We start from the raw sequence: 25,429 nt of genomic DNA, 5'->3' as shown, positions 1-25,429 counted from the left end.
GTCCTATCATACCCTATCCGGCGCCTGGGAGCAAGCATTTTTACTCCTTTGTACGCCCAAACAGCTCCATCAGCCCCACCACGATGAGAAACGCTCCGAAGAATTTGCGCAGCAGCCCTACCTCCATAGCGGTGGCCGCCCACGCCGCCAGGGCGGCGCAGACCAGCCCTGCCCCGATGGCCGGGAGGAGCACTGGTTTCTCGATGTAACCGTTTTTGACATGGGCGGGCAGGGCCATCAGCCCAGCGGGCAGGAAATAGAGCAGGTTGATGCCCTGTGCCAGATGCTGGTCCACACCGGCGAAGGCGGTCATATAGACCAGCAGGAGGGTGCCTCCCCCCACGCCGAAGCCGGACAGAACTCCTGTGGCAGCCCCCACTGCCAGGGGCAAAACCCATTCGCTCATAAAAAGCTCCTCACTCCCCCATAGATAAGCAGAAGGCCGAAGGCCCGCTTCAGCCAGACCATCTGTACTCCTTTGAACCACTTTCCCCCCGCCCAGCCGCCGACAGTCCCTCCCACCAGGTATGGCAGCGCGGCCCAGAAGTCCAGCCCGCCCCGCAGAAAGTAGACGCACACGGACAGGGCGCACAGGGGCAGGATGACCGCCACCGAGGTGGCAAAAGCCCTCCGCTGATCCAGACGGCAGTACCCGGTGAGCAGCGGAACGAACACCGAGCCCCCTCCGCCACCAAAGAAGCCGTTGGCGACCCCGGCCAGTCCGCCGGCAATCAGATATCTCCATGTTTGACCGCGCAAAAAACCGCCCCCTTTTGGACCTAGTGTGCCAAAAGCTGGGCGGTTTATGTAAAAAGTCAGCTTGAATAAAAAGAGGGGCCCGCTCATTTAGGCGGCAGACACAAATTTGAAAAGGTGTACATTTACAAATTCAGAAATAAGATGAAAATTATTGTCAAATGGTTGCTTTTCTCCCCCGTTAATGCTATATTTTAATATTGTATAGGTGTGCTCTCAAAACTTTTTGTAGGTACACATTTTGAAACAAGCGAAGGAGGATGACAGTCAAATTAGTATATGTTTATTCCTTATTTTTTACGTAGAGGAGGAAATTTTGTGAAGAAAAAACTTTTGGCAGGATTCATGACTTTGTGTATGCTTCTGTCCCTCGTTCCTTCGGCTGTGTTTGCCGTCGAGGACCAGAGCAGCCAAGCTGATGCGGCAGACGAAGCCACCGTATCCACCCGTGAAGAATTGGAAGCCGCGTTGAACAATTCTTCCGTGTCCACTATCAATATCGCCCAGGATATTGAGATGGGTGACACAGACTGGGAGGGCATCCAGATTGAATCAGGGCGCGTTCTGGTCATCAATGGTAATGGGAATGCCATCTCCGATCTCAAGGTGCACAAAGCTTATATGGGACCGAATGGCTCCGGAATTCCGGGTGATGGCGGCTCCTGCGACTATTACACTGGCTGGATTGCCAATAATAAGGGAACGCTGACCATCAACGACTTGACTTTTTCCGGTGCTGAGATCGATGCAAACCCGCTGACTACCGCAGAAAACTCCACTGGCTCCAGCATTTTGGCTGTGGTCGTGGCCAACAACACTGGAACTTTGACTTACAATAATGTCAATGTCGTGGACAGCACTGTGAGGGGCTACACCAAGGTTGGTCTGCTTCACGGCTTTACCCAAAGCGGTTCCTTTGTAGCAAATAAATGCTCCGTGACGAACAGCCATGTGGTTCTGGAGGCCGACGGCACCGATCCAGAGGCCTGCTTCAGCGGTGTCCTAATTGGTTACGACGGGAGCAATAAAGCCAAGACCAACGGCATCAGCATGTCCGGCTGTGACATCACCATAGACGACAGCGTAAATTGGGAGGCTGAGATAGAGACCAAACCGGACGGTACGCAATACGTAAACGGTTATGGTCTCACTTCTCCCACATATACGCATGGCCCTGATGGTGATAACTCGGTGGCCTTTGCGGCTGAGGTCGGCGGTTATCAGTATGAAACGCTGGCCGATGCCATCGCTGCCGCCCAAGACGGCGACACTGTGAACCTGCTGGACAGTATAACTTGTACTGCTAATACAGACCTCACTGAAGTTAAATCTGTAACAGTAGATTTTGCTAAGAATACATTTACTGGAGATAATAAGAATATTGCAATTCGGAGCAAAGCGAAGGGTGACGGCTTACTAACTCTGATGAACGGTACTATTACCGCTGGAGATGGTACCTATTGTACACTCGGTGCGGCTGATGGGTCTACAATCGTTGCAAAAGACATGATCCTCAATAATAGTACTGCATTTGGGGCTAGTATAAAAGCTTTTGCTGGAGGCACTATTGAGTTAAGGGATTCTCAGCTAAACTCCACCACAGGCGGCGGTGTAACAGCCGCCGGCGGCACAGTAAATATTTATAACAGCAATATCTCACAGACAGGATACTATGATTGGAATAGTATGATTGCTTCTGCCAGCAACGGAACTGGTATCGTAAATATTTATAGTGGCGAATTCACCTCGGAAAATTATGGTCTTTATATTTTTAGCAGTGGCGGGACGATCAATGTATACGGCGGAACGTTTACCGTTACAGGAGATAAGCCCATGCTGAAAGCGGATCTAGACCTGGGGTCATATCCGGACGCCACGGCTGCGATTAATATTTCCGGCGGTACCTTCAATGGCACCATTGATGTAGCTGACAATGATAGAGTGCATCTGAATATTACCGGCGGCACCTTCTCTGAAAAGCCCGACGAGAAATACATTGTTCCTGGCTATACTGCCAACGAAGTCGAAGGTAAATGGGTCGTTGAGGCAAAGTTAGGCATGGAGGCCGACACCATTGTTTCCGACGATACCGTCAGCGCCGAAGTTGTCGGTAAATTCAATACCTCTGGTGAAAACGGCGAGGGTGTTGAAACCAGCGGCGGCAAGTTGGAAATCAGCGTGACCACTGGTGTAGATGGTCAGCCTGCCGAGAATGTGGACAAGACCACCGTCACCATTCAGTCCATCTCTCTGGAATCTGTAAAGGACAGCGCCGTATCCGAGGTAGCCATCGCCACCGACGTGGGCACCGTCACCCTGGACAAGGACGCCTGGAACACCATCACCGAGAAGGCCGATGGCAGCAGCGTGGCCCTGACCGTGGAGGAGAAGATCGGTGGCGGCTGGACCGTGTCCGCCGTTAACGCCAGCGGCGACCCCGTGTTCTCCGCTGAGGACGACAGCCGCAAGGGCGAGATCACCGTTTCTGTACCCTATACTCCCGCACAGGAGTTAGCACAGGGCGACAAAGTCGTGGTCTACTATGTGAGCGAGGACGGCCAGCTGGAGTCTATGACCACCATCTATGAGGCCGGCACTCTGTCCTGGACCACCGACCATCTGTCGGACTTCATCGGCGTGATTATCGGAGAGGACGACGAGGCCGTCTGGGTGTCCAATGGCGCCATCACAACCGGGAAGCTGGCCACCGCTCTGGCTGATCCTAAGTTTGACGGCGGCAACATCTACCTGGTGAAGGATGCCGCTTTGGACAGCGCCAAGTTCACCATCAGCAAGAATATCACCATCCTCAAAGACGAGAATGCTGCGGCTGTCCCCGCCATCACCGCCACCGTCGCCGCTGGTCCTACTACCGGTGCCTTTACGATCACCGAGAACGCCGCTCTGACCTTGAACGGCGTGAAGCTGACGGTTAAGGGCACTGCTGATACCGAAGGAAAGGGCGGCAATTACGACGGCACCGGCTTCATTCTGAATAACAGCGCCAATGGCAACGGCGGCAAGCTGATCCTGAACAATGCCGAGGTGGAACTGACTGAGCTGCAGCGCGGCTTGGTGTTCCAGGTGTCCGCCGAAAATCTGGCCAGCGTCGAGATGATCAACTCCAAGCTGACCATCCAGAACATCGACGGCAACGCCTCCAACGGCGGCGTGTGGAATATCAAGGATCATTCCACTCTCACCGTAAACGGCTGCGGCGACTATGGTCTAAGCGTACAGGATATCACCGTAGATAATTCTACCGTCAATGTCACGAATGTAGACAAGACCGGCGTGGTCGCCCAAGATGTAACTGTGTCCGGCGGCGGCTCCATCTCTGTGACCAACAGCGGCAAGGAATTGCCCTGCAAAGACTGGCAGGGCAACGACATGAACGCCGTGGTGGAATTGAAGTCTGACGGATCTTTGACAGTAGACGAGAATTCCAAGCTCACTGCCAGCGGCAACAAGGATAAGGACGGCAAGCCCGTTGACAAGATCGATATCAACGGTGGCACTCTGGACAACAAGGGCGCCATCACCGGCGAGATCGTCACCACCGCACCCGCAGGCTCCCACACCGTCAAGGTCGTGGTGAACGGCCAGGTCATTGACATTCAAACCGTGACCAACAACAGTCCCTTCACCCTGCCTGCTGCCCCTGCCGGAGGCAACTTCCAGGGCTGGTATGACGGAACCACAGTTCATGCCGCCGGTGCGACAGTGACCATTACCGCCGATGTGACCTTTACCGCCAGTTGGTACACCTCCGGCGGCGGTGGAGGCGGCGGCTCCAGCAGCTACTCCATCAGCGTGGACAAGAACATTGACAACGGCAGCGTGACCGTGTCCCCCAAGAGCGCCTCCAGCGGCCGGACGGTGACCATCACTGTCAAGGCCGACGAGGGCTATGAGCTGGACGAGCTGACCGTCACCGACAAGAACGGGGACGAAATCGAGCTGACCGACAAGGGCGACGGCAGGTATACCTTCAAGATGCCCCGGTCCAAGGTAACCATTGAGGCCTCCTTCGTGGAGATCGACCACCAGGATACCTGCCCCGCCGCCGACTTCCGGGATGTGGACGAGGACGCCTGGTACCATGAGGCGGTGGATTATGCCCTGGACAATGGCCTGATGTCCGGTGTGTCCGACCGGGAGTTCGCCCCCGGCAGCACCCTGACCCGCGCCATGGTGGCCCAGATGCTGTACAGCCTGGAGGGCAAGCCCGCGGCCGGCAGCGCTGACTTCGCTGACGTGGCGGAGGGCGCCTGGTACGCCGACGCCATTTCCTGGGCGGCCGGTGAGGGCATCGTGTCCGGCTACGGCGACACCTTCGGCCCCAACGATCCCATTACACGGGAGCAGCTGGCGGCCATCCTGTACCGCTACGCCCAGAACGAGGGGTACAAGACCAGCCAGAGCGGCAAGGGTACAGAGGGCTATCTGGACGCCTCCTCCATCTCCAGCTATGCCGTGAAGGCCATGGACTGGGCGGTGAACGCCGGTCTGCTGTCCGGCAAGGGGAACAACACCCTGGCGCCTACCGCCGGGGCCACCCGCGCCGAGGTAGCACAGATCTTCATGAACTTCTGCAAGGATATTGCAAAGTAAGATTTTGGGGGCACAGCGAAATGAGGAAATTCCCATAAGGAAGTCTTCCCATGGAGAACCCTCACGACAATTTAGATCTGCTTTGAAGGAGCCGGTGTGGATTCTACCACACCGGCTCCTCCTGATTTTTGGTCCAGGATTCTTCAATTTTCGTTTTACTTTCCTCGGACCGGGGCATACTAGCGGCCACTCTCTTTTGAATAAAACATAATACCTATTGACATAGTAGGTAAATTATGTTATTATCTGCCTATCATTTATGGAAAGGAGTTTGCTTTATGCAAAGTATATTTCAATCACTCTTGCGTAGCAATTTCCGATGTGGACGAATGTTGTGCTTCCGGACGTGTGATCTGGCTAGGCGCATAACATTTTCTTGTTTGTGTCTTTGGTAAATACGATATCAATAGGTCCAGATACCTGTCCGGGAGTTGTGTGCTAACCCCAATTTTCCATATCAGGGAATAATGAAAGAGGTATCTGTTATGAACAACTACAAATTTGAAACGCTGCAAATTCATATTGGGCAAGAAAAGCCAGACCCTGCTACCGATGCCCGCGCTGTCCCTATTTACGCTACCACATCGTATGTGTTCCACGATTCTGCCCATGCCGCCGCCCGGTTTGGGCTGGCTGACGCGGGAAACATCTACGGTCGTTTGACCAACCCTACCCAAGGAGTGTTTGAGGACCGTATCGCCGCACTAGAGGGCGGCGCGGCTGGATTGGCTCTGGCCTCTGGTGCGGCGGCCATCACCTATACTATCCAGGCTCTTGCTAAAAAAGGTGAACATATTGTAGCGCAAAAAACCATCTACGGCGGCACATCCAATCTGTTGGCTCATACGCTACCCTTATATGGGGTGGAGACTACCTTCGTTAACATTCATGATTTGAGTGAGGTAGCTGGGGCTATTCAACCCAATACCAAGGCCATCTACATCGAAACACTGGGCAACCCCAACAGTGACATTCCAGATATCGACGCCATCGCACAAATTGCCCATTCCCATGGTCTGCCCCTGGTGATTGACAACACCTTCGGGACACCCTATCTGATCCGGCCAATCGAACATGGCGCGGATATCGTCGTCCACTCCGCTACCAAGTTCATTGGCGGACACGGCGCTGCTTTGGGCGGCGTCATTGTGGACGGCGGCACCTTTGATTGGGCAACGTCGGGCCGGTATCCATGGCTGTCCGAGCCAAATCCCAGCTATCATGGCGTTAAATTCACCAAGGCCGCCGGAAAGGCTGCCTTCGTCACCTATATCCGCGCAATCCTCTTGCGGGATACCGGGGCCGCTATCTCTCCCTTTGCCGCTTTCTTGCTGCTCCAAGGGACTGAAACGCTGTCCCTGCGGCTGGATCGCCACGCAGAGAATACTCAGAAGGTGGTTGAGTACCTGACAAGCCATCCACTGGTGGAGAAGGTGAACCACCCCTCCCTGCCCGACCACCCTGACCACGCTCTATATCTGAAATACTTTCCTAATGGAGGCGCATCCATTTTCACCTTTGAGATCAGAGGAGGCAAAGAGCAGGCGTGGCAGTTTATTGATGGATTGGATTTGTTTTCCCTATTGGCGAATGTGGCCGATGTGAAATCTCTGGTTATCCACCCGGCTACCACAACTCACTCCCAGCTTACTGAGGAGGAACTGTTAGATGTAGGAATCAAACCTAACACCATTCGGCTTTCTATTGGCACAGAACATATTGACGACATCATCGCAGACCTTGAAAAAGGCTTCGCACAGGTAAAATAGGGGGAGGAGAGAAGATGAACAGGATTTACGCCGCGGCTGACCAGCTAATCGGGCATACTCCGCTCTTGGAACTGACACACATTGAAAAGGAGCTGGGTCTGGAAGCGAAGATCATTGCCAAACTGGAGTATCTTAACCCAGCTGGAAGCGTAAAAGACCGCATCGCCAAGGCCATGATCGACGATGCGGAGGCAAAAGGCCTGCTAAAACCCGGCAGCGTCATAATCGAGCCTACCTCCGGTAATACCGGAATCGGCCTTGCCAGCGTTGCTGCCGCCCGCGGCTATCGCATCATTATTGTCATGCCGGAAACTATGAGTGTAGAGCGGCGGCAGATTATGAAGGCCTACGGCGCGGAGTTGGTACTGACAGAGGGAGCCAAAGGTATGAAGGGCGCCATCGCCAGGGCAAATGAGCTAGCCGCAGGCATCTCTGACAGCTTTGTGCCGGGACAATTTGTGAACCCCGCCAATCCCGCCGCCCACTATGCCACCACTGGGCCGGAGATCTGGATAGATACCGAAGGTGTCGTGGACTACTTTGTTGCCGGAGTGGGCACCGGCGGCACTGTTTCCGGCGTGGGAAAATTTCTAAAGGAGAAAAATCCCGATCTCAAAGTCATTGCCGTGGAGCCGAAAGACTCTCCGGTACTCAGTGGGGGGTGCGCCGGATCCCATAAGATTCAGGGCATCGGCGCTGGCTTTGTTCCTGATACGCTGGATACTTCCATCTATGACGAAATCATCCCGGTGAGGAATGAGGATGCCTTTGCTTTGGGCCGGCTGACAGGCAGAAAAGAAGGCGTCTTGGTTGGAATCTCTTCCGGAGCTGCCCTGTGGGCCGCCTTGGAAATCGCCAAGAGGTCGGAGGCCAGGGGTAAAACAATCGTGGTGCTGTTCCCTGACACCGGAGACCGGTATCTCTCCACCCCCCTCTTTTCAGAATAACCAAAATCATATCATCGCATTGAAAAAGCCGCCGCATATGCGGCGGCTTTTTCAAGCGCACATAGTATGCATGGTCAGATCGGGCAGGCTACCTGTCCATCAGCTCTTATCAAATCAGCAATGGTAATACTATCGAAATAGTCATTGACCATCTGGTTCAATTTCTTCCACATCGGCAGGGTACGACACTCCGCCGCACGACGGCATTCATTGCTGCCGGAGCCCAGACAGGCCACGGGAACTAGGCTGTCCTCTGTACAGCGCAAAATTTCTCCCACCGTATACTGCTCTGGACCACGATTCAGCCGGTACCCTCCGCCTTTGCCTCGAAGCCCCGTCAGCAGATTCCCACGTACCAACAATTTCAGGATGATTTCTAGATACTTTTCCGATATCTCCTGCCGCTGGGCAATTTCCCGCAGGGGAATATAGCCGTCCGAAGGATGTTCGGCCAAATCAATCATCACCCGAAGCGCATAGCGGCCTTTTGTCGAAACGATCATTATCATATCCCCCTTTCGATAATCCTATTATACAACAGGGTTAATCATATATCAATGGCTTCATCAAAAAGTCATGGCTACTACTTGAAACTCAGAAAACATAGTGATATAATAGGTTTATAAAACCTATATTCCTACTATGATTAAGAAAGGAGCTAGATGCCCCATGATCTACGCGGATAACGCCGCAACAACAAAACTTTCTCCTGTGGCGCTTGCGGCGATGACGCCTTATTTCACGGAGGACTATGGAAATCCATCCTCTTTATATAATCTCGCTACTCACTCGAAGGCGGCTTTGGACAGGGCCAGAGCTGACGTGGCGCTGTGTCTGAACGCTCAACCAGAGGAAATATTCTTTACTTCCGGAGGCACTGAGAGCGACAACTGGGCGCTACGCGGAGTGGCAGAAGCTCTTAACAAAAAGGGGAAGCATATCCTGATCTCCGCCGTGGAACACCACGCTATTCTTCACACAGCCCAATGGATGAGAAAGCAGGGGTTTGATGTGGAGGAGCTTTCGGTAGACGAATTTGGTACTGTACAACCGGAAGTCCTGAAAGACGCTTTGCGGCCTGACACGATTCTTGTTTCCATTATGATGGCCAACAATGAAATTGGGACGATTGAACCAGTTAAGGAACTTGCTGCCATTGCCCACGAGAATGGTACACTATTTCACACAGATGCCGTACAGGCGGCAGGCCATATCCCGGTGGACGTAAACGATCTGGGGGTAGACTTACTCAGTCTATCTGGGCATAAATTTCATGGTCCGAGGGGGGTGGGTGTCCTGTATATCAAATCCAGAACTCCTATTCTACCGCTGATCCACGGCGGTGGTCAGGAGCGAAACCGCCGTTCTGGGACAGAGAACGTGGCTGGCGCGGTGGGGCTTGCCGCCGCCTTAAAAGAGCGGTGTGCCGTTTTAGAGGAAGAAATTCCCCGTATCTCCACGCTGCGGGACAAACTGATCCAAGAGGTCTTAAAGTTTCCCCGAACCCGCCTCACCGGCGACCCGGTAAACCGCCTGCCATCCATCGCCTCATTTACTTTTGAGGCCATTGAGGGAGAATCCATTTTACTGAAGCTTGATGCGAGAGGCATCTGCGTTTCCAGTGGCTCCGCCTGTTCCTCCGCTTCTTTGGAGCCCTCCCATGTGCTTCTGGCCATTGGCCTCCCCCACGAGATCGCCCATGGCTCTGTACGGATCAGTCTGGGAAGTGATGTAACGGAAGATGACGTGGATACCATCATTCTGGCACTCAAGGAAGTTGTTGATCATCTGCGGGCCATGTCCCCCGTTTGGGATACCACGGCCCAAAAGGCGACTTGGTAAAGGAGAAGAATACCATGATTTATTCTGATAAAGTTATGGACCATTTTAATCATCCTCGGAATGTGGGGATCATTGAGGATGCGGACGGAGTTGGTACCGTAGGCAATCCAGTGTGCGGCGACATCATGAAAATGTATCTCAAAATTGACCATGGCGTTATCACAGATGTCAGGTTCAAGACCTTTGGCTGCGGTTCTGCCATCGCTACCTCTTCTATGGCAACTGAGATAATAAAGGGCAAGACCATCGAAGAGGCATTGACTATGACCAACGCCGCTGTTGCGGAGGCATTGGACGGTCTTCCCCCTCATAAGATGCACTGTTCCGTCCTTGCAGAAGAAGCAGTAAAAGCGGCTTTAGCTGACTACTATACAAAGCGGGGCGAGCCCGTACCACCAGAGTGTTCAGTAGAAGCCGATGGGCGCTGAATCCCTTTGTCGGTCTCCTTTAGAGCCTTTTAGTCTGATAAGGACCTAGGCTGGAAAACCACACAGCCGATAACACGCAGATCTCATTGCGGTTATCGGCTCTTTTTATCGAAATCTTTTCAACGGCCTAATCGCTTGCGGCCGCATACAAATTTTTCTCTCTTGAAACGTCTGTTTTCTGTCATATACCCCTGGGAAGGCTGGACCTATCTGGCTCTGGATTGCGCCCGTTGGAGCCCCAGCTGCTCCACACAGTCCGCCACCTCCGGCCAGGCGGCCAGGAAGGTGTGTATCCCCGCTCTGCGGGCTACCTCCATTTTTCGACGCAGGGTGTCGCCATCATCAAAGAGGACAAAGTGGGCTCCACCCTCCCGGTTCATATAGGTAAAATACCGAGCGCAAAGCTCTCCGGAAAAGAACACCGAGGGGTTCATCTGCCGCCTTTTCTGGGCCAGTTCTTCCCTGGTCAGGGGCTGCCCGTTGCCTGTGGATGAAGGCAGGGCAAAGTCCTCCGCCACCCTCTGGAGCGCCAGAGCCACCCGGTCCGCCCCAAAGCAGCCGGACGCCTCCTCCAGCCGAAGGGCCAGAGAGCCTCCAGATAGGGCGGAGGATATCATGACTCTGGCCCGTTGAAGCCTGGCTCCGTAACTTTCCGGCACATAGAGGGTCCAGCCCCGGCGGGCAAATCCCTCCTCCAGTGTGGCGGCCATCCGCTCCAGCGGGGGCAGCTTGGCATCAAAGTCCAGTACCGCCCCCGTGAAGCCACGGGCGGAACACTCCCGGACCACCTCCTGGCACAGCGGGCCGGGGTCGCCCAGACCGTCGAAGCCCTGATCGTCCACCACCATGATCCCGCCCCTGGGCTGGACTGTGCCGCCGCCCGCCCGGAACAAATGCGGCCCCCTCCCCACCCGATAGGCCAGGTGACCTGGGGTCACATCCCACCCCTGTACTGACCGCAGAGTCTGAGGCGGCGTGGTAATGATAATGGTGTCCCTCGTCATGACGGCTCCCCCTTGCCCAGAATATTGTATCGTGATATACTTAACCGATGATTGTGGTCAGACCAAATGGAGGCCCGCTCCCTCCACTCTATGCCAGCGGGCCAAAGCATAGAACGAGACATAAGGAGGACCTACCCGTGCCCTTTTCACCCATTCCCCGGGGGGTATATCCCTCGGTCACCCACATCAGCCCCAGCGAGCTGGCCGCCAAAGGGGTCCGGCTGGTACTGGCAGACCTGGACAACACCCTTGTCCCCTACCATGTGACAGAGCCTTCCCCCGAGGTGGCCGCCTGGGCCGCAGAGCTGGCGGAGCAGGGGATCCAACTGTTCCTGCTGTCCAACAGCCGGAAGCCCGGCCGGGCGCAGAAGTTTGCCGAACAGCTGGGCATCCCCTATCAGGGGCACTCAGGCAAACCGAAAAAAGGGGGCTATCTCCGGGCTATGGAGCGGATGGGCTGCCGGCCGGAGGAAACGGTGATGGTGGGGGACCAGATCTTTACCGATACCCTTGGGGCCAACAACGCCGGGGTCATCCCCCTGCTGGTGGAGCCTATTCGGCTGGCGGGCAATCCGGGCCGATACCTCCGCTACGCCGCTGAAACCCCTTTCCGGATGCTGGGCAGAAGGAGGCCCTTCCTATGAGCGCCAAATTTGGCCCGGCGGGCAATTCCGACAGCTTTTCCAAGGCACACCGCTCCTCGGTGGAGGCCCCGGAATGGATCGCCGGCCTGGGGCTGGACTGCTATGAATACCAGTGCGGCAAAGGGGTCCATGTGGGAGAAGAAACCGCCCGCAGGGTGGGGGAGCGGGCCCGTCAGGCTGGCATCTCCCTGTCCCTCCATGCGCCCTACTTCATCAACCTGGCCAATCCCGACCGGTCGGCCCTAGAAAAGACCATCGGCTATATCTCTGCCGCCTGTCTGGTGGCCAGCCAAATGGGGGCCGGCCGGGTGGTCATCCACTCCGGGGCGCTGATGAAGCGCAGCCGGAGGGAAGCCCTGGACATCGCGCGCCGCTCCCTGCGGGATGTCATCGCCGCCTGTGACGACCAGGGCTTTGGCCACATCGCCCTATGCCCAGAAACCATGGGCAAGATCAACCAGTTGGGAGATCTGGACGAGGTGCTGGAGCTGTGTACCCTGGATGAGCGGCTGATCCCCTGCATCGACTGGGGGCATCTGTACGCCCGCTCCCTGGGGGCAGACGACGGGCAGGAGGCATTTTCCCGGATGCTGGACCGGGTAGAGGAGGTACTGGGGACAGAGCGGGCTGCCCGGTTCCACAGCCATTTCTCCCATATCCAGTTCACTCCCGGTGGAGGCGAGAAGTGCCACCGAACCTTTTCCGACAACGACGGATACGGCCCCGGCTGGGCGCCGCTGGCTGCCGAGGTGGCCCGCCGGGGCTGGAGCCCCACCTTTATCTGCGAGAGCGCGGGGACTCAGGCGGAGGATGCTCTGACTATGAAACGAATCTACGAGCAGTATGCCGCAAACCCATGAGAGGCTCTCATGGAGCTGCGCCGAAAGGAGAAACGGTATGGATATGGCAGGACGGGAGCAGGCTGTCCGCCGCTGGTTTTCTATGTGGCTGGAGGGCCGGGACACCGGTATTCTGCAGCTTTTTGCTCCAGATGCCCTGTATATCGAGAGCTGGGGGCCGGAATATCGCGGCGCCCAGCAGATCAAGCACTGGTTTGAGGAGTGGAATACCCGCGGAAAGGTACTGGCCTGGGACATCCGGGGCTTTTTTCACAGAGAGGACCGGACGGTGGTAGAGTGGTACTTCGAAAATAAAATGCACGACGGAACGGCAGAAATATTTGATGGCCTCTCTCTGATAGACTGGGATGGGGACGATAGAATCTGCCGCCTTCAGGAGTTTGGATGCAATCTTCACCGGTATGACCCCTATGCCGATGGCCCAGCTCCAAAATTCCGGGAAGCGCCCAACATCTGGTTTTGAGGAGAAACTATATGAACCATATTGCTAATATCGCAAAAAAACTCCCTGAATACGGCCTGGACGCCATGCTGATCACCAGCCCCTCCGGGGAGCGGTACGCTCTGGGCTTCCATGGTGAGGGTCTGCTCCTGGTCACCCGGGACGGGGCCCGCTACACCACCGACGGTCGGTATATCGAGGCCGCTCGGGAGCAGATCGTGGGAGCGGAGGTATCTCTAGTCACCGCCGGCAGCGGCCACCTGTCTCAGGCCAAGGAATTTATCCAGGTCCATGGGCTGCGCAACGTAGGCTTTGAGAGCGGTGAAATGACCGTAGACGCCCACCGCCGATACAGCCAGGAGCTGCCCTGCATCCTCACCCCCGCCCAGGGACTCCTGGATGATCTGCGAGCCAGCAAGGACGAGGGGGAGCTGGCCCATATGCGCCGGGCCCAGGAAATCACCGACGAGGCGTTCAAGGCCATTCTGAATTTTATCCGGCCCGGACTGACCGAGCGAGAGATCGCTGCCCGACTGGTATACGAACTGCTGCGTCGGGGCGGGGAGCAGGTGTCCTTTGACCCCATCGTGGCCGCCGGGCCCAACGGCTCCCGCCCCCACGCCGTGCCCGGAGATCAGGTGGTGGATGTGGGGATGTTCATTACCATGGACTTCGGCTGCAAGGTGGAGGGCTACTGCTCTGACATGACCCGCACGGTGGCCCTGGGACAGCCCAGCCCGGAGATGGAGAAGGTGTATGCCGCCGTTTTGGCCGCCCAGCGGGCGGGCATCCAGGCCGCCCGGGCTGGGGTATCTGGTCGGGAGGTGGACGGCGCGGCCCGGCGGGTACTGAGGGAGGCGGGCTATGGGGATTATTTTACCCACAGCTTCGGCCACTCCCTTGGAGTGGATATCCATGAGTCCCCTAATGCCAGCCCCAGTGAGGACCGCGTTCTCCCAGCGGGGGCGGTCATCTCTGCCGAGCCCGGCGTGTACATTCCCGGTAGATTCGGCGTCCGCATTGAGGACGTGCTGGTCCTGAAGGACGGCGGATGTGAGGACATCACCCGCTCCCCCAAGGACCTGATCGTATTGTAAAGGGGACAAGATGCATACCACCCAATATGCCAGGCCCCATACAGAGAGGAGGCCCCCGGCCCATGTCCATTGAATTGAAGCAGCTAGATACAGACGAGATCTTACGTTACATGGGCTGTCCCCCGGACCAGGCCGGAGCGGACCTGCGAAACCAGGCCCAGCTCTGTGGCCGGCACATATGCCAGACGGCCCGGCTCCGCTGGGCCTGGCGCTGTTACGATATACTCCAGGAGGAGAACGGCGTGCGTCTGTCCTGCGGCCTGCTCCTCCCCGGCCGGGACCTGAAGGCCCATCTGGAGGGCTGTGTAAGGGCGGTAGTGTTCTGTATGACTCTGGGGGCAGCGGTGGACGTGCTTATCCGGAAGACCCAGAGCGGAGATATGCTCCAGGGGCTGGCCCTGGACTGCGCCGCGGACACGGCGGTGGAACAGGGGTGCGACCAGATCGAGTTGGAGCTCCAGGCTATGTTTCCCGGCTGCTCCTTCCCCTTCCGGTACAGCCCTGGCTATGGGGATTTGCCCCTGACCGTCCAAGGGGAGCTTCTCTCCCTGCTGGACGCTCCCCGCAGGGTGGGGCTGACGGCCAGCGCCAGCCACATCCTCATCCCCCGGAAATCGGTGACTGCCATCCTGGGGGTATCCGACCGAGAGATCGCTAGAAACAAACGAAGCTGCCTGGGCTGTCCCGCCCAGGGCGGCTGCCAATACCGAAAGGCAGGTGGACACTGTGGACTTTTATGAGCTGTTGAAGGGCCCCGGCCCTGTGATCCTGGATGGCGGCATGGGCACCATGCTCCAGGCCAGGGGGCTGGGCCTTGGGGAGCATCCGGAGCTGGCCGCTCTTGAGCATCGGGACTGGGTGGTGGATATTCACCGCCAGTACGCCCAGGCCGGCAGTCAGATCCTGTGCGCCAATACCTTTGGCGCTAACCGGGAAAAGCTGCGGCGCACCGGAAAAACTGTGACCGAGGTGGTCCCCCCCTCCATTGACGCCGCCCGGGAGGGCGCCGCGGGGAATGCCCTGGTGGCCCTAGATATCGGCCCCATCGGCCAGCTTCTGGAGCCCACGGGCTCCCTGCGGTTTGAGGAGGCGGTAAACATCTTCAAGGAGGTGGTCCTCGCCGGGGTTCAGGCCGGGGCGGACCTGGTCCTGATTGAAACCATGACCGACCTCCAGGAGTGCCGGGCCGCCCTGCTGGCTGTCAAGGAGTGCTGCTCCCTGCCGGTGATGGTCACCATGACCTACGAGGACCGGGGCAGGACCTTTTTGGGCCACTCCCCCGCCTGCGCCGCTCTGGTACTGGAGGGGATGGGGGCAGACGCTATCGGAGTCAACTGCTCTCTCGGTCCTCGCGAGATGCCCCCTCTGGTGGAGGAGCTGACCCGGTGGTCCACTCTGCCCATCGCCATCAAACCCAACGCCGGCCTCCCCGACCCTGGCGGAGCCGGCTATGATATCACCGCGGAGGAGTTCGCCGCCGCTATGGCCGACCTGGCCCCCATGGGGGTCAAGCTGTTCGGGGGCTGCTGCGGTACCACCCCGGAGTACATCGCCCTGCTGAAGCGGGCCCTGATGGGGCAGGCCATCCGGGAGCCCTCCCGCCAGGTGCCCGCCGCCGTGTGCGGCCCCACACTAGCCGTACCCATCGACCGGGTCCGTGTCATCGGCGAGCGTATCAACCCCACGGGAAAGAAGCTGATGAAGGAAGCCCTGCGCCGGGGGGATGTGGACTATATCCTGAACCAGGCTCTGACCCAGGTGGAGGCGGGGGCTGATATTTTAGATGTAAACGTAGGTCTGCCTGAGGTGGACGAGGAGGAGATGATGGTCCGGGCGGTGAAGGCCATCCAGGGGGTATGCGACGCCCCCCTTCAACTGGACTCCACTGACCCCAAGGTGCTGGAGCGGGCCCTCCGGGTCTACTGCGGCAAGGCCATCGTTAATTCGGTGAATGGGGACCGGGAAACCATGGAGGCCATTCTCCCCCTGGTCAAGAAGTACGGGGCCGCCGTGGTGGGACTGACGCTTGACAAGGACGGCATCCCCAAGACCGCCCAGCAGCGGGTGGACATCGCCCGCCGCATCCTGGAGGCGGCCCTGTCCTACGGCATCCGCCGGGAGGACGTATATATCGACTGCCTGACCCTCACCGCCTCGGCGGAACAGGAGGGTGCCTCCCAGACGCTGGACGCCCTCCGCCGTGTCAAGGACGAGCTTGGGCTGAAGACGGTGCTGGGCGTATCCAACATCTCCTTCGGTCTGCCCGCCCGACCCCTGGTCAACCAGACGTTTCTCACCATGGCCATGACCTGCGGCCTGGACCTGCCCATCCTCAACCCCAACACGGACGCTATGATGGCCGCTGTCCGGGGCTACCACCTGCTGATGAATGTGGATCGGGAGGCCCGTGCGTTTATTGCCGCCTACGGAAACGCCGAGATCAAGACCTCCATTACCTCCGGCGGGGCTGGAGGCCAGACTCCTGTACCGACGGAGGGCCGCTCTCTGGCCCAGATCGTGGAGGCCGGACTAAAGGGTGAGGCGGGTGAGGCCACCCGCCGCCTGTTGGAGACCACCTCCTCCATGGATATCGTGGACCACATCCTCATCCCTGCTCTGGACCGGGTGGGAGCTAATTTTGAGGCGGGCAAGGTCTTCCTGCCCCAGCTCATCCAGTCCGCCGGGGCTGCCCAAGCCGCTTTTGAGGTCATCCGGCAGGAGATGTCCGGCCCATCTGACCAGACGTCAGGCAAAGGCCCCATCGTGCTGGCCACCGTCAAGGGAGACATCCATGATATCGGGAAAAACATCGTCAAGGTCCTATTGGAAAATTACGGCTACACGGTCATCGATCTGGGCAAGGATGTAGACCCCGGCGACGTGGCGCAGGCGGTACGAAAGCATCAGGCCCCTCTGGTGGGGCTCTCGGCCCTGATGACCACCACGCTGAAAAGCATGGAGGACACCATTGCCCTTCTCCATAGCCAGGAATTGTCCTGTAAGATCGTGGTCGGCGGTGCCGTCCTGACCCCGGAGTATGCCGTGCAGATCGGCGCCGACTTCTACGCCAGGGACGCCAAAGAAAGCGTGGACGTGGCCAAGCGGGTAATCGGCTGACCCCTTCTCTTTCTCATTGTGCTTTGGTCCGTGGTCTGCTATAATAGTGCAAAATGCGACCTGCTTCCCCACACAGGGCCAGACAATGAGGTGAGATCATGGACCAGAACAAAATACCAGAGGCGCCTCGTCCCCCAGGACGGAGGGCGGCGCCCCGCTCCTCCGGATGGGGAAAACGCCTGGCACTGGTCTGCGGCCTGACCGCCCTTGCTCTGGGAGGCGGTGCCATGCTGCTCACCCTGTTCCTGGGCGGCAAGCAGCCCCCGCCTCCTGTCACCTTTTCCTACCGGGACCAGATATTGACCGCGATAGATGGTCTGGCTGTGAACCGCTACGGGACCAAAGGCTTCTCCACCGATCCACTGGGCCGGGTGTCCTATGAGCGGGATGGCCTTTTGGCCAAGGCGGGTATTGATGTGTCCTTTTACCAGGGGGAGATCGATTGGCAGGCCGTGGCGGCGGACGGCGTGGACTTCGCCCTCATTCGCCTAGGTTACCGCGGCTACACCGAGGGAGGGCTCTTCCTGGATTCCTTCTACAAGGCCAACATTCAGGGGGCCCTGGAGGCTGGACTGGAGGTGGGCGTCTACTTCTTCTCCCAGGCCATCACCCCCCAGGAGGGGATGGAGGAGGCCCAGTTCGTGCTGGACGCCCTGGCTGACTGCGACATCACCTACCCCGTGGTCTTTGACTGGGAGCCCATCACTCCCGGCAATGGTGCCCGCACCGACGGGCTGGACGGTCAGACTCTGACCCAGTGCGCCGTCTCCTTCTGCCGGACCATCCAGGAGGGTGGGTATCAGCCCATGGTCTACTTCAACCAGGACCAGGGCTATCTCACCTACGACCTGACCCAGTTGGACCAGTGGCCCTTCTGGCTGGCGGAATACGACCAGATCCCAGGCTTTTATTATCACTTTGATTTTTGGCAGTACACCCACACCGGCACGGTAGCTGGCATCCAGGGAGAGGTGGACTGGAACCTGGACCTGCGCCCGACTGCCCTGCCGGAGGAACCGGAAGAATAAATTTATTTTGGGAGGCGGCGACAATGCGGCTGAGAAATGACTGTAACACCATTGTCCGGGAGGCCATCGCCCAGGTCCGGCCGGATGCGGCAGTGGCTCGGGCTCTGGCCGGAAAAGAGTTCGGAGCGGGAAAGCTGATCCTTGTAGCGGTAGGTAAGGCGGCCTGGTCCATGTCCCACGCGGCCTGGGAAAGTCTGGACCGCAAACCGGATGGGGGCATCGTCATCACCAAGCACGGCCACAGCGAGGGTCCCATCGGAAACCTGGAGGTCTGGGAAGCGGGCCATCCGGTCCCTGACGACGACACCTTTGCCGCCACCAGCCGGGCCCTGGAGCTGACCCAGGATCTCAAGCCGGAGGACCGTGTTCTGTTCCTGCTGTCCGGCGGCGGCTCTGCCCTGTTTGAAAAACCCATCATCTCCACGGAGGAGCTGCAGGACATCACCAGGCAGCTCCTGGCCTGTGGAGCGGATATCACAGAAATGAATACCATCCGCAAGCATCTCTCCACTGTCAAGGGGGGCCGTTTTGCCCTCCACTGTGCCCCGGCCCAGGTCTTCGCGGTGGTGCTGTCCGACATCATCGGCGACCCGCTGGACATGATCGCATCTGGTCCCGCCTACCCCGACAGCTCCACCAGCGCCCAGGCGGAGGCCATTGTGTCCCAATACGGCATCAGGCTCTCCGCGGAGGCCGCCGCCGTCCTGGCTCAGGAGACGCCCAAGGCCCTGGACAACGTGGAGACTCAGATTACCGGCAGTGTCCGGGAGCTGTGCCGGGCCGCTGCCGACGTGTGTCGCCAGCTGGGATATGAGCCCGTAGTCCTTACCGACAGCCTGACCTGCCAAGCCAGGGAGGCGGGCTCCTTCCTGGCCTCTATCGCCCGGTATCACCAGAACAGCGCGCGGTCTCTGGCCTTCCTGGCCGGTGGGGAAACGGTAGTGAAGCTCACTGGGGCCGGCAAGGGCGGCCGGAACCAGGAGATTGCCCTTGCCGCGGCCGAGGGGATCGCCGGCCTGAGGGACACCGCTGTCTTCTCCGTGGGCTCTGACGGGACGGACGGCCCCACGGACGCCGCCGGCGGCTTTGTCACTGGGGAGACCCGTGGCCAGTTGGAGGAGAAGGGTGTGTCCATCTTCCAGGTCCTTCAGGATAACGACGCTTACAACGCCCTGGCCGCCTGTGACGGGCTGATCGTCACCGGGGCTACAGGCACTAATGTCAACGACGTGGCCATAGCCCTGATCCGCCGGTAACGGCGCAAACACCTTGATATACAGAAGTCCCCGGTATCCAGACAGGATACCGGGGACTCTCTTTATATTTTCAGGATCTCGTCCCCTACAGACTGTGCCATCTGGTCTACCAGTTGGAAATCCACAAAGGGGTTGTAGAGGGCCTCCAGGTCGTCGTGCATGGCCTTGGCCTGGGCCAGAGACTCCACCGCCTCCTCCGCCAGAGCGGCGGACACCTTTTTGGCGAAGCGAAGTCTGGGCCGGCTGTGCCGGAGGATCTCCCGGTCCGCGGCCGCGTCCAGCCGGATCCGGCGGTATGGGCTCCCTGGGAAGGGCAGGACGGAGGTAGAGGTCAGGAAGGCAAGCCCCAGCTCCGGCACCAGCAGGTGGGCCAGCCGGTCAGGGGCCATGGGATCGGGGCAGGCCACTATGTCATAGCCCCCGGCGGCCCCTCCGGCCAGGATATGGACCAGCAGCTCATGGGCCAAGCCGTAGCTGTCCACCAGCTCATAGATCCGGTCACACTGGGCGGTCGCTGTATCAAACAGCGTCATCGCTCCCTTGTGTGTCACCGCGCCCAGGAATCTCTGCTTTACCTGTCCGCTCTGGACGCCTTTACGCTTTTTGAACTCCCGGGACAGGATACCATGGGCTCGTTTGGCCAGCTTCTCCCCCAGAACGTCAGTAAGTAGAGTGGACCGCACATCCTCAAAGATCTCCGCCGACGCCCCCAGGCATCGATAGGCCCGCTGGTAGCAGCCCTTATAGCCCGTCATACAGGACATGATCTCCTGGCGTCGGACCGCCAACCCCTCCTTGTCATAGCAGTCCCCCATGTTTACATACCGGTCCACTACGCCGGGATACTTGGGCTCCACCACATGGGGAGCGGTCCCGTCCACCAGGGCTACCCCTAGCTGGGGGAGCAGCAGCGCGTCCAGCGAATCCGGATCTCCGGAGCATAGGATGTACTCGGTATCCAGACCTTCCTCCTCCATCCGGGCCCCTACCCGGCGCATCAGGGTGGATTTTCCACAGCCCGGACCGCCCTTTAGGATATAGATAGTCCGGGCCCGTTCAGGCTGGATGAGTTCAGGGTAAAGAGAGTAAAAACCAGTGGGGGAATTGGCCCCCAAAAAATATTGGATTTTAGGCAAAGAAGTCATGACCGACCCTCCGTATCAACGAATCTGTACCCCAGACTATGCCGCGGCGGCCCAAAGGGTGAGGAAGCTGCCCCCCTCCCCTGTCTCTTTTTTATGTACAAAAAGGTCTTGACTTTTCTCCTCATCGGTGATATGGTTAATTACACAAGTAATTAACCAACGAACAGAAAGCGTATGGGAGCCTAAGGTCCAGAAGAGGGGCACTATCTCATGGAAAAATCAACGTCTGGATAAAAGAGCACAAAAAGTAGAGGGGCGGTATCGCCTGTTGCGCTATTTCATCGTTGCGGTCTATAGCATTTTGCTGTAACGGCTCCTGGATGCTCTCCGCCGCGCGGAGGAAACAATTATGGAGGTGATCATGTGCATGGAATCCTGAACGATCAGTCCCTGATCTATCTACAGATCGCCCGGATGCTGGAGGACGACATCTTACGGGGGATCTACCAGGAGGAGGAGCAGGTGCCCTCCACCAATGAGCTGGCACGGGGCTATAACATCAACCCAGCCACGGCGGCCAAGGGTATCAATATGCTGGTGGCCGATGGGATCTTATACAAAAAAAGAGGGATCGGTATGTTCGTATCCCCAGGAGCAGGTGATACTGTGAAACAAAAAAGGAAGGCCGCCTTTTACGACGGATTTGTGAAACCGCTGGTCAAAGAGGGAACCGCTATCTCTCTGACCGGAGAGGAACTGCTGTCTATGGTGGACCGTGCAATCAAGGAGGGAGAGCAATCATGCTGACCGGAATTTTAAAGGCTCAGGGTCTGTATAAATCCTATAAGGACAAAGAGGTACTCCATAATCTGGACCTGACAATAGAACCAGGCAAGATCTATGGCCTGATCGGCCGGAACGGGGCGGGCAAGACCACTCTGCTGGGCATCCTCACCGCCCAGAACACCAAGGACCGGGGCGAGGTGACCTACGACGGACAGCCCGTCTGGGAAAACCAGGCGGCACTGGACAACATCTGCTTCTCCCGCGAGCTGCAGCCCACCCTGTTCTCCGGGCAGAACAATCTAAAAATCCGCCACTATCTCCGCTCTGCGGCCATCTACTACCCCGGTTGGGATAGGGAATACGCCCAGCGGCTATTAGAGGAATTTAAGCTGGACGAGAAAAAGAAGATCTGTCAGCTCTCCAAGGGACAGATGTCCATGGTGACCATCCTCATCGCCCTGGCCAGCCGGTCTCCCATCACCATCCTGGATGAGCCGGCGGCGGGACTGGATGTGGTGATGCGGGAGCGGTTTTACCAGCTTCTGCTGGACGATTTCGCCCAGACCGGACGGACCTTCCTGGTGTCCACTCACATCATCGAGGAGGCCGCCTCCGTCTTTGAGCGGGTCATCATCCTGGATGAGGGCCGTATCCTGGAAAACTGCCCCACCGAGGAGCTGGTGGGCCAGTTCCGCTACATCTCCGGCCATGAGGATGTGGTAGATCAGGTATGCGCCGGGTTGGAGGTGCTGTCCACCCATCAGATGGGCCGGCACAAGACCGCAGCCGTCCGGGGGAGCGGAGTTAAGCTCCAGGACGCTCTCAAGGCCGATGTGGATGTGTCCCCCATGAACCTTCAGAACGTGTTTGTGGCCCTGTGCGGACATGGGGACACCCAGTGAGGAGGGATACCAATGTTGAAATCCTTTCGCTTTCTCTTCCAGTTCGCCTGGATCAATCTGGCCTGCCTGCTGGGCTTCGCCGTCCTTGTAGTAGTGGGCTGCTACGCCACCGGGGTGCCCGGTGGGGCGAGCAATCTGTTCGCTACCTACTATGGCGCCTTTCCCCTGGTCACCCTGTTCGTCCTATTCATTTTCGCCTTTTCCCTGTGCACCAGCAACCTGAATCTGGGGCTGTCCTTTGGGGCCCGGCGGCGGGACTTCTTCTGGGCTGTGCAGGGAGTGCTGGTTGTGTACACCGGGTTCTGCTGGGCCGTGCAAGTCCTGCTGGCTGCTCTGCCCCAGTTGGGTGGCTGGATTGAGGAGGGCCGTTGGACTTTGATCCGGGCCTTTTACGGAGGGACGCTGTGGGTGTTCCCTCTAGTATGTTTGACCATATTGGTGCTGGGCTGTTTGGGCGGGCTGGTGTCCGCCAAGTCCAAGGTCTGGGGCGCCGTCATCCTCTCCGTGTCCGTCATCGCCCTGCTCATGGGCTCCATCCTTCTGGCCCTCATGGCCGATCTGGACGCCTGGTCCTTTCTGATGGGCAGCGCCTGGAGCGGTATGTGGGGCAGCCTGCCCGCCATTCTGACCATCGGAATGTTAGCGACGCTGGCCATTGGTGAAGTCGTTATATGGCGGCAGATTTTCCGTTTTGCAGTGAGGTGATTGGGATGCTGAAAAAAGTGATACGGCTCAACCTGGACGACCTGTTTCTGTGTCTGGGCGTGGTAACCGGACTATTTGTGTTGATCCAGGGCGTGATAGCCGCGGTCCTGCTCCTCTCCGCTGAGAACAGCGGCATCATGATCTCCGGGACCGTACTTCCCATCGTGGCGGGTATTATGGCTCTGGTTGTAACGGTAGCGGCTATGGGGGTGAGCTTTGAACAGGCCATCCGCTTTGGCCAGACCCGCCGCCGGGCCCTGGGGATGGAGCTGGGGAGGAGCCTATTCATGGGTGTCTGTTCCATGGGCATGGCCGCTCTGCTCACCGCACTGGAGCATATGGTGTCCCCGGTACTGTGGCTGAAACTGACCGGCCTGCCGGGGCTGTCCCTGGAGGGCATCCCCCCTATGCCCGAGCCCAGTCTAGGCGCTCCTGTGGACCCCGCCTGGGAGAGCACTCTATTTATCGAGGACTTCACCCTGAACTGGTGGTGGTGGCCCGCCATTCTGGTCTTTGCTCTATCCTGCGGCCTCATTATCGGCGCAATCATGCAGCGCTACGGAGCTAAGGGTGGCTGGATCATCTGGGGTATCTGGATGGCGGCCTGTTTTGGCCCCCAGCTGGTGGGTAGAAACGCCTATTTCATCGGCGATATGAGCCAGATCATGGTAGTTTTCTGGGTGGCGCTGACTGTAGTAGGTGTGATCTGGTCCTTCTGGTCCCTGCTTCACGCGGCAGTCCGGTCATGACGCCACTTTCCCCTTGCTGTTCTGTTCAGGATAGGCTATAATACAAGAAAACAGGCAAAATGATCCTTAACACGGAACAAAAACAAGGAGGAAACAAGCTATGTCTTTTGTCACCCTTGAGCAGAAGGGCCCCGTGGGCATCATCACCATGAACCGGCCCGATGCCCTCAATGCGCTGAATGAGCAGGTACTTCGGGATCTGGACGCCGTCCTGGACCAGGTAGAGGAGCGTGAGGATATTCTGGTGGCCATCGTCACCGGAGCCGGCCGCTCCTTCGTAGCCGGCGCGGACATCGGCCAGATGTCCACCCTCACTTCCGTGGAGGCCAAGAAATTCGGCGCTTACGGCAATGGGGTCTTTCTAAAGCTGGAAACTCTGACCAAGCCCACCATTGCGGCCGTCAACGGCTTTGCTCTTGGAGGCGGGTGTGAGCTGTCCATGGCCTGCGACATCCGCCTCGCCAGTGAAAAGGCCAAGTTTGGCCAGCCGGAGGTAGGTCTTGGGATCACCCCTGGCTTTGGGGGAACCCAGCGTCTGGCCCGGATCGTGGGCATCTCCAACGCTATGGAGCTGATCCTCACCGCCAGGACCATCGGCGCCGCCGAGGCCAAGGAGTTGGGCCTGGTGAGCCATGTCTATCCCCCCGATGAGCTGATGGACAAGGCTCTGGAGCTGGCCAACGCCATTGCATCCAACGCCCAGGTAGCCGTCCGCCAGTCCAAGGCCGCCATCCGCCGGGGGCTCCAGACCGATATTTACACCGGCGCCGCCTATGAGAGCGAGGCTTTCGGCCTCTGCTTTGCCACCGAGGACCAGAAGGACGCCATGCGCGCCTTCGTCAATAAGGAGAAGCTCACCTCCTTCAAAAACCGCTGATCTCTCCAGAAAGAAAGCCCGCCTGAAAACGGCGGGCTTTCTCTTTTTCAAAATGGGCATAAAAAAAGAGCCCTTTGGCTCCACACCTCCAGCTCCCCGCCTGTCCACGGTGCTCTTTGAAAAAGAAATGACCCTTGACTGCCCGTTTCGTAATCCGTTGCAGCCAAGGGTCATTTCTGGTGGTTCTTGTTATCTAACATCAATTGTTTACCTCTCTTTCTACAGAATCGCCATACCACATCTCGCCGGTCCCGGTCCTTGTATCTCTCCCAAATCATTGTGGCCGCTTCTGCGGCTCTTCCTCATATGTGAGGCATCTTGCGGCGGAACATATACCTGACCTTGCTCTGTGGTATGTCCCTGTGCTGGTGTTTCCGCTCCGAGAAGATTCTTTCTGTCCGATGTCATTGGCATATGGGACTTTCCTCAAATGTTCTTCTTGTTCTCCTCTTTCTGATTTTTATGCTTCTCGGCCTTGCATCACAGCATCAGGTGCGGGGACTTTCTTAATACATTGGACT

The 25,429-nt window shown here is 57.9% G+C and carries 23 protein-coding genes; 18 read left to right on the top strand and 5 right to left on the bottom strand.

Going from position 1 to position 25,429, the window contains the following annotated elements; all coding sequences use genetic code 11:
* Nucleotides 1–40 precede the first annotated feature (40 nt).
* Both H8S11_RS00825 and H8S11_RS00820 read right to left on the bottom strand, forming a co-directional pair.
* Complete coding sequence (locus H8S11_RS00825) at nucleotides 41–406, bottom strand: sulfite exporter TauE/SafE family protein (protein ID WP_147571675.1); 366 nt, start codon at nucleotides 404–406, stop codon at nucleotides 41–43.
* Nucleotides 403–759 carry a TSUP family transporter gene (locus H8S11_RS00820; RefSeq protein ID WP_240288382.1) on the bottom strand — a complete coding sequence of 119 codons (357 nt, stop codon included), beginning with the start codon at nucleotides 757–759 and terminating at the stop codon, nucleotides 403–405. Before H8S11_RS00820 ends, H8S11_RS00825 begins: the two co-directional genes overlap by 4 nt.
* A gap of 315 nt (nucleotides 760–1,074) precedes the next feature.
* On the opposite strand from H8S11_RS00820, the gene H8S11_RS14130 reads away from it, so the two are divergent.
* From H8S11_RS14130 to cysK, 3 genes are all read left to right on the top strand, one after another.
* Complete coding sequence (locus H8S11_RS14130) at nucleotides 1,075–5,370, top strand: S-layer homology domain-containing protein (RefSeq protein WP_366460462.1); 4,296 nt, start codon at nucleotides 1,075–1,077, stop codon at nucleotides 5,368–5,370.
* 485 nt (nucleotides 5,371–5,855) lie between these two features.
* Nucleotides 5,856–7,139, top strand: a complete 1,284-nt coding sequence (locus H8S11_RS00810) for an O-acetylhomoserine aminocarboxypropyltransferase/cysteine synthase family protein (protein WP_186851863.1) — start codon at nucleotides 5,856–5,858, stop codon at nucleotides 7,137–7,139.
* 14 nt (nucleotides 7,140–7,153) lie between these two features.
* Nucleotides 7,154–8,086, top strand: coding sequence for a cysteine synthase A (gene cysK, locus H8S11_RS00805; RefSeq protein ID WP_147573303.1), 933 nt, complete (start codon nucleotides 7,154–7,156; stop codon nucleotides 8,084–8,086).
* A gap of 74 nt (nucleotides 8,087–8,160) precedes the next feature.
* On the opposite strand, the gene H8S11_RS00800 is transcribed toward cysK, so the two are convergent.
* Nucleotides 8,161–8,589, bottom strand: a complete 429-nt coding sequence (locus H8S11_RS00800) for an RrF2 family transcriptional regulator (RefSeq protein WP_147573301.1) — start codon at nucleotides 8,587–8,589, stop codon at nucleotides 8,161–8,163.
* Nucleotides 8,590–8,755: 166 nt separating this feature from the next.
* Here H8S11_RS00800 and nifS point away from each other — a divergent pair, with 166 nt between their 5' ends.
* Both nifS and nifU read left to right on the top strand, forming a co-directional pair.
* Nucleotides 8,756–9,928, top strand: a complete 1,173-nt coding sequence (gene nifS, locus H8S11_RS00795; RefSeq protein WP_186851862.1) for a cysteine desulfurase NifS — start codon at nucleotides 8,756–8,758, stop codon at nucleotides 9,926–9,928.
* Nucleotides 9,929–9,942: 14 nt separating this feature from the next.
* A complete protein-coding gene (gene nifU, locus H8S11_RS00790) occupies nucleotides 9,943–10,356 on the top strand; it encodes a Fe-S cluster assembly scaffold protein NifU (protein WP_186851861.1) in 414 nt (137 codons plus the stop codon).
* Between the two features lie 206 nt (nucleotides 10,357–10,562).
* On the opposite strand, the gene H8S11_RS00785 is transcribed toward nifU, so the two are convergent.
* Nucleotides 10,563–11,360 (bottom strand): glycoside hydrolase family 18 protein, encoded by a 798-nt coding sequence (locus H8S11_RS00785; protein ID WP_147573295.1) that lies wholly within the window; start codon nucleotides 11,358–11,360, stop codon nucleotides 10,563–10,565.
* Nucleotides 11,361–11,497: 137 nt separating this feature from the next.
* Here H8S11_RS00785 and H8S11_RS00780 point away from each other — a divergent pair, with 137 nt between their 5' ends.
* From H8S11_RS00780 to H8S11_RS00745, 8 genes are all read left to right on the top strand, one after another.
* Nucleotides 11,498–12,004: a YqeG family HAD IIIA-type phosphatase gene (locus tag H8S11_RS00780; protein WP_240288391.1), complete on the top strand. Its 507-nt coding sequence runs from the start codon at nucleotides 11,498–11,500 to the stop codon at nucleotides 12,002–12,004.
* The gene (locus tag H8S11_RS00775) at nucleotides 12,001–12,864 is read left to right on the top strand and encodes a TIM barrel protein (RefSeq protein WP_186851860.1); all 864 of its coding nucleotides are present in this window, start codon (nucleotides 12,001–12,003) and stop codon (nucleotides 12,862–12,864) included. Before H8S11_RS00780 ends, H8S11_RS00775 begins: the two co-directional genes overlap by 4 nt.
* Before the next feature lie 43 nt (nucleotides 12,865–12,907).
* On the top strand, nucleotides 12,908–13,327 hold the full coding sequence (locus H8S11_RS00770; protein ID WP_147573314.1) for a nuclear transport factor 2 family protein: 420 nt from the start codon (nucleotides 12,908–12,910) through the stop codon (nucleotides 13,325–13,327).
* An 11-nt stretch (nucleotides 13,328–13,338) separates the two neighbouring features.
* The gene (locus H8S11_RS00765) at nucleotides 13,339–14,403 is read left to right on the top strand and encodes a M24 family metallopeptidase (protein WP_186851859.1); all 1,065 of its coding nucleotides are present in this window, start codon (nucleotides 13,339–13,341) and stop codon (nucleotides 14,401–14,403) included.
* Nucleotides 14,404–14,465: 62 nt separating this feature from the next.
* Entirely contained in the window at nucleotides 14,466–15,143 is a 678-nt protein-coding gene (locus H8S11_RS00760; protein ID WP_147573287.1) for a methionine synthase, read from the top strand.
* Nucleotides 15,130–17,520: a homocysteine S-methyltransferase family protein gene (locus H8S11_RS00755; RefSeq protein ID WP_186851858.1), complete on the top strand. Its 2,391-nt coding sequence runs from the start codon at nucleotides 15,130–15,132 to the stop codon at nucleotides 17,518–17,520. The genes H8S11_RS00760 and H8S11_RS00755 overlap by 14 nt, the downstream gene beginning before the upstream one ends.
* 98 nt (nucleotides 17,521–17,618) lie before the next feature.
* Nucleotides 17,619–18,548: a glycoside hydrolase family 25 protein gene (locus H8S11_RS00750; RefSeq protein WP_186851857.1), complete on the top strand. Its 930-nt coding sequence runs from the start codon at nucleotides 17,619–17,621 to the stop codon at nucleotides 18,546–18,548.
* Nucleotides 18,549–18,571: 23 nt separating this feature from the next.
* The gene (locus H8S11_RS00745) at nucleotides 18,572–19,804 is read left to right on the top strand and encodes a glycerate kinase type-2 family protein (protein WP_186851856.1); all 1,233 of its coding nucleotides are present in this window, start codon (nucleotides 18,572–18,574) and stop codon (nucleotides 19,802–19,804) included.
* A 62-nt stretch (nucleotides 19,805–19,866) separates the two neighbouring features.
* Here H8S11_RS00745 and H8S11_RS00740 read toward each other — a convergent pair whose 3' ends face one another.
* Nucleotides 19,867–20,949 (bottom strand): hypothetical protein, encoded by a 1,083-nt coding sequence (locus H8S11_RS00740; RefSeq protein ID WP_240288397.1) that lies wholly within the window; start codon nucleotides 20,947–20,949, stop codon nucleotides 19,867–19,869.
* 363 nt (nucleotides 20,950–21,312) lie between these two features.
* On the opposite strand from H8S11_RS00740, the gene H8S11_RS00735 reads away from it, so the two are divergent.
* From H8S11_RS00735 to H8S11_RS00715, 5 genes are all read left to right on the top strand, one after another.
* The gene (locus tag H8S11_RS00735; RefSeq protein ID WP_147573267.1) at nucleotides 21,313–21,696 is read left to right on the top strand and encodes a GntR family transcriptional regulator; all 384 of its coding nucleotides are present in this window, start codon (nucleotides 21,313–21,315) and stop codon (nucleotides 21,694–21,696) included.
* Nucleotides 21,690–22,577 (top strand): ABC transporter ATP-binding protein, encoded by an 888-nt coding sequence (locus H8S11_RS00730; RefSeq protein ID WP_147573265.1) that lies wholly within the window; start codon nucleotides 21,690–21,692, stop codon nucleotides 22,575–22,577. Before H8S11_RS00735 ends, H8S11_RS00730 begins: the two co-directional genes overlap by 7 nt.
* Nucleotides 22,578–22,589: 12 nt before the next feature.
* Nucleotides 22,590–23,282 carry a hypothetical protein gene (locus H8S11_RS00725; RefSeq protein WP_186851855.1) on the top strand — a complete coding sequence of 231 codons (693 nt, stop codon included), beginning with the start codon at nucleotides 22,590–22,592 and terminating at the stop codon, nucleotides 23,280–23,282.
* Between the two features lie 5 nt (nucleotides 23,283–23,287).
* Complete coding sequence (locus H8S11_RS00720; RefSeq protein WP_186851854.1) at nucleotides 23,288–24,031, top strand: hypothetical protein; 744 nt, start codon at nucleotides 23,288–23,290, stop codon at nucleotides 24,029–24,031.
* Between the two features lie 100 nt (nucleotides 24,032–24,131).
* Nucleotides 24,132–24,908: an enoyl-CoA hydratase-related protein gene (locus H8S11_RS00715; RefSeq protein WP_147573259.1), complete on the top strand. Its 777-nt coding sequence runs from the start codon at nucleotides 24,132–24,134 to the stop codon at nucleotides 24,906–24,908.
* Nucleotides 24,909–25,429: the final 521 nt, after the last annotated feature.

Source organism: Flintibacter hominis (assembly GCF_014287965.1).
Classification (GTDB): Bacteria; Bacillota; Clostridia; order Oscillospirales; family Oscillospiraceae; genus Lawsonibacter; species Lawsonibacter aceti.
Note: the sequence above shows the minus strand (reverse complement) of the source record. Positions and strands in the feature narration are given on the sequence as shown.

What these genes read in the sequence shown, in the direction of transcription:
- H8S11_RS00750 (WP_186851857.1), top strand. Translation starts at nt 17,619, where the DNA reads ATGGACCAGAACAAAATACCAGAGGCGCCTCGTCCCCCAGGACGGAGG.
- H8S11_RS00745 (WP_186851856.1), top strand. Translation starts at nt 18,572, where the DNA reads ATGCGGCTGAGAAATGACTGTAACACCATTGTCCGGGAGGCCATCGCC.
- H8S11_RS00740 (WP_240288397.1), bottom strand. Translation starts at nt 20,949, where the DNA reads ATGACTTCTTTGCCTAAAATCCAATATTTTTTGGGGGCCAATTCCCCC.
- H8S11_RS00765 (WP_186851859.1), top strand. Translation starts at nt 13,339, where the DNA reads ATGAACCATATTGCTAATATCGCAAAAAAACTCCCTGAATACGGCCTG.
- nifS (WP_186851862.1), top strand. Translation starts at nt 8,756, where the DNA reads ATGATCTACGCGGATAACGCCGCAACAACAAAACTTTCTCCTGTGGCG.
- H8S11_RS00770 (WP_147573314.1), top strand. Translation starts at nt 12,908, where the DNA reads ATGGCAGGACGGGAGCAGGCTGTCCGCCGCTGGTTTTCTATGTGGCTG.
- nifU (WP_186851861.1), top strand. Translation starts at nt 9,943, where the DNA reads ATGATTTATTCTGATAAAGTTATGGACCATTTTAATCATCCTCGGAAT.
- H8S11_RS00800 (WP_147573301.1), bottom strand. Translation starts at nt 8,589, where the DNA reads ATGATCGTTTCGACAAAAGGCCGCTATGCGCTTCGGGTGATGATTGAT.
- H8S11_RS00785 (WP_147573295.1), bottom strand. Translation starts at nt 11,360, where the DNA reads ATGACGAGGGACACCATTATCATTACCACGCCGCCTCAGACTCTGCGG.
- H8S11_RS00725 (WP_186851855.1), top strand. Translation starts at nt 22,590, where the DNA reads ATGTTGAAATCCTTTCGCTTTCTCTTCCAGTTCGCCTGGATCAATCTG.
- H8S11_RS00715 (WP_147573259.1), top strand. Translation starts at nt 24,132, where the DNA reads ATGTCTTTTGTCACCCTTGAGCAGAAGGGCCCCGTGGGCATCATCACC.
- H8S11_RS00775 (WP_186851860.1), top strand. Translation starts at nt 12,001, where the DNA reads ATGAGCGCCAAATTTGGCCCGGCGGGCAATTCCGACAGCTTTTCCAAG.
- H8S11_RS00810 (WP_186851863.1), top strand. Translation starts at nt 5,856, where the DNA reads ATGAACAACTACAAATTTGAAACGCTGCAAATTCATATTGGGCAAGAA.
- H8S11_RS00730 (WP_147573265.1), top strand. Translation starts at nt 21,690, where the DNA reads ATGCTGACCGGAATTTTAAAGGCTCAGGGTCTGTATAAATCCTATAAG.
- H8S11_RS00760 (WP_147573287.1), top strand. Translation starts at nt 14,466, where the DNA reads ATGTCCATTGAATTGAAGCAGCTAGATACAGACGAGATCTTACGTTAC.
- H8S11_RS00825 (WP_147571675.1), bottom strand. Translation starts at nt 406, where the DNA reads ATGAGCGAATGGGTTTTGCCCCTGGCAGTGGGGGCTGCCACAGGAGTT.
- H8S11_RS00720 (WP_186851854.1), top strand. Translation starts at nt 23,288, where the DNA reads ATGCTGAAAAAAGTGATACGGCTCAACCTGGACGACCTGTTTCTGTGT.
- cysK (WP_147573303.1), top strand. Translation starts at nt 7,154, where the DNA reads ATGAACAGGATTTACGCCGCGGCTGACCAGCTAATCGGGCATACTCCG.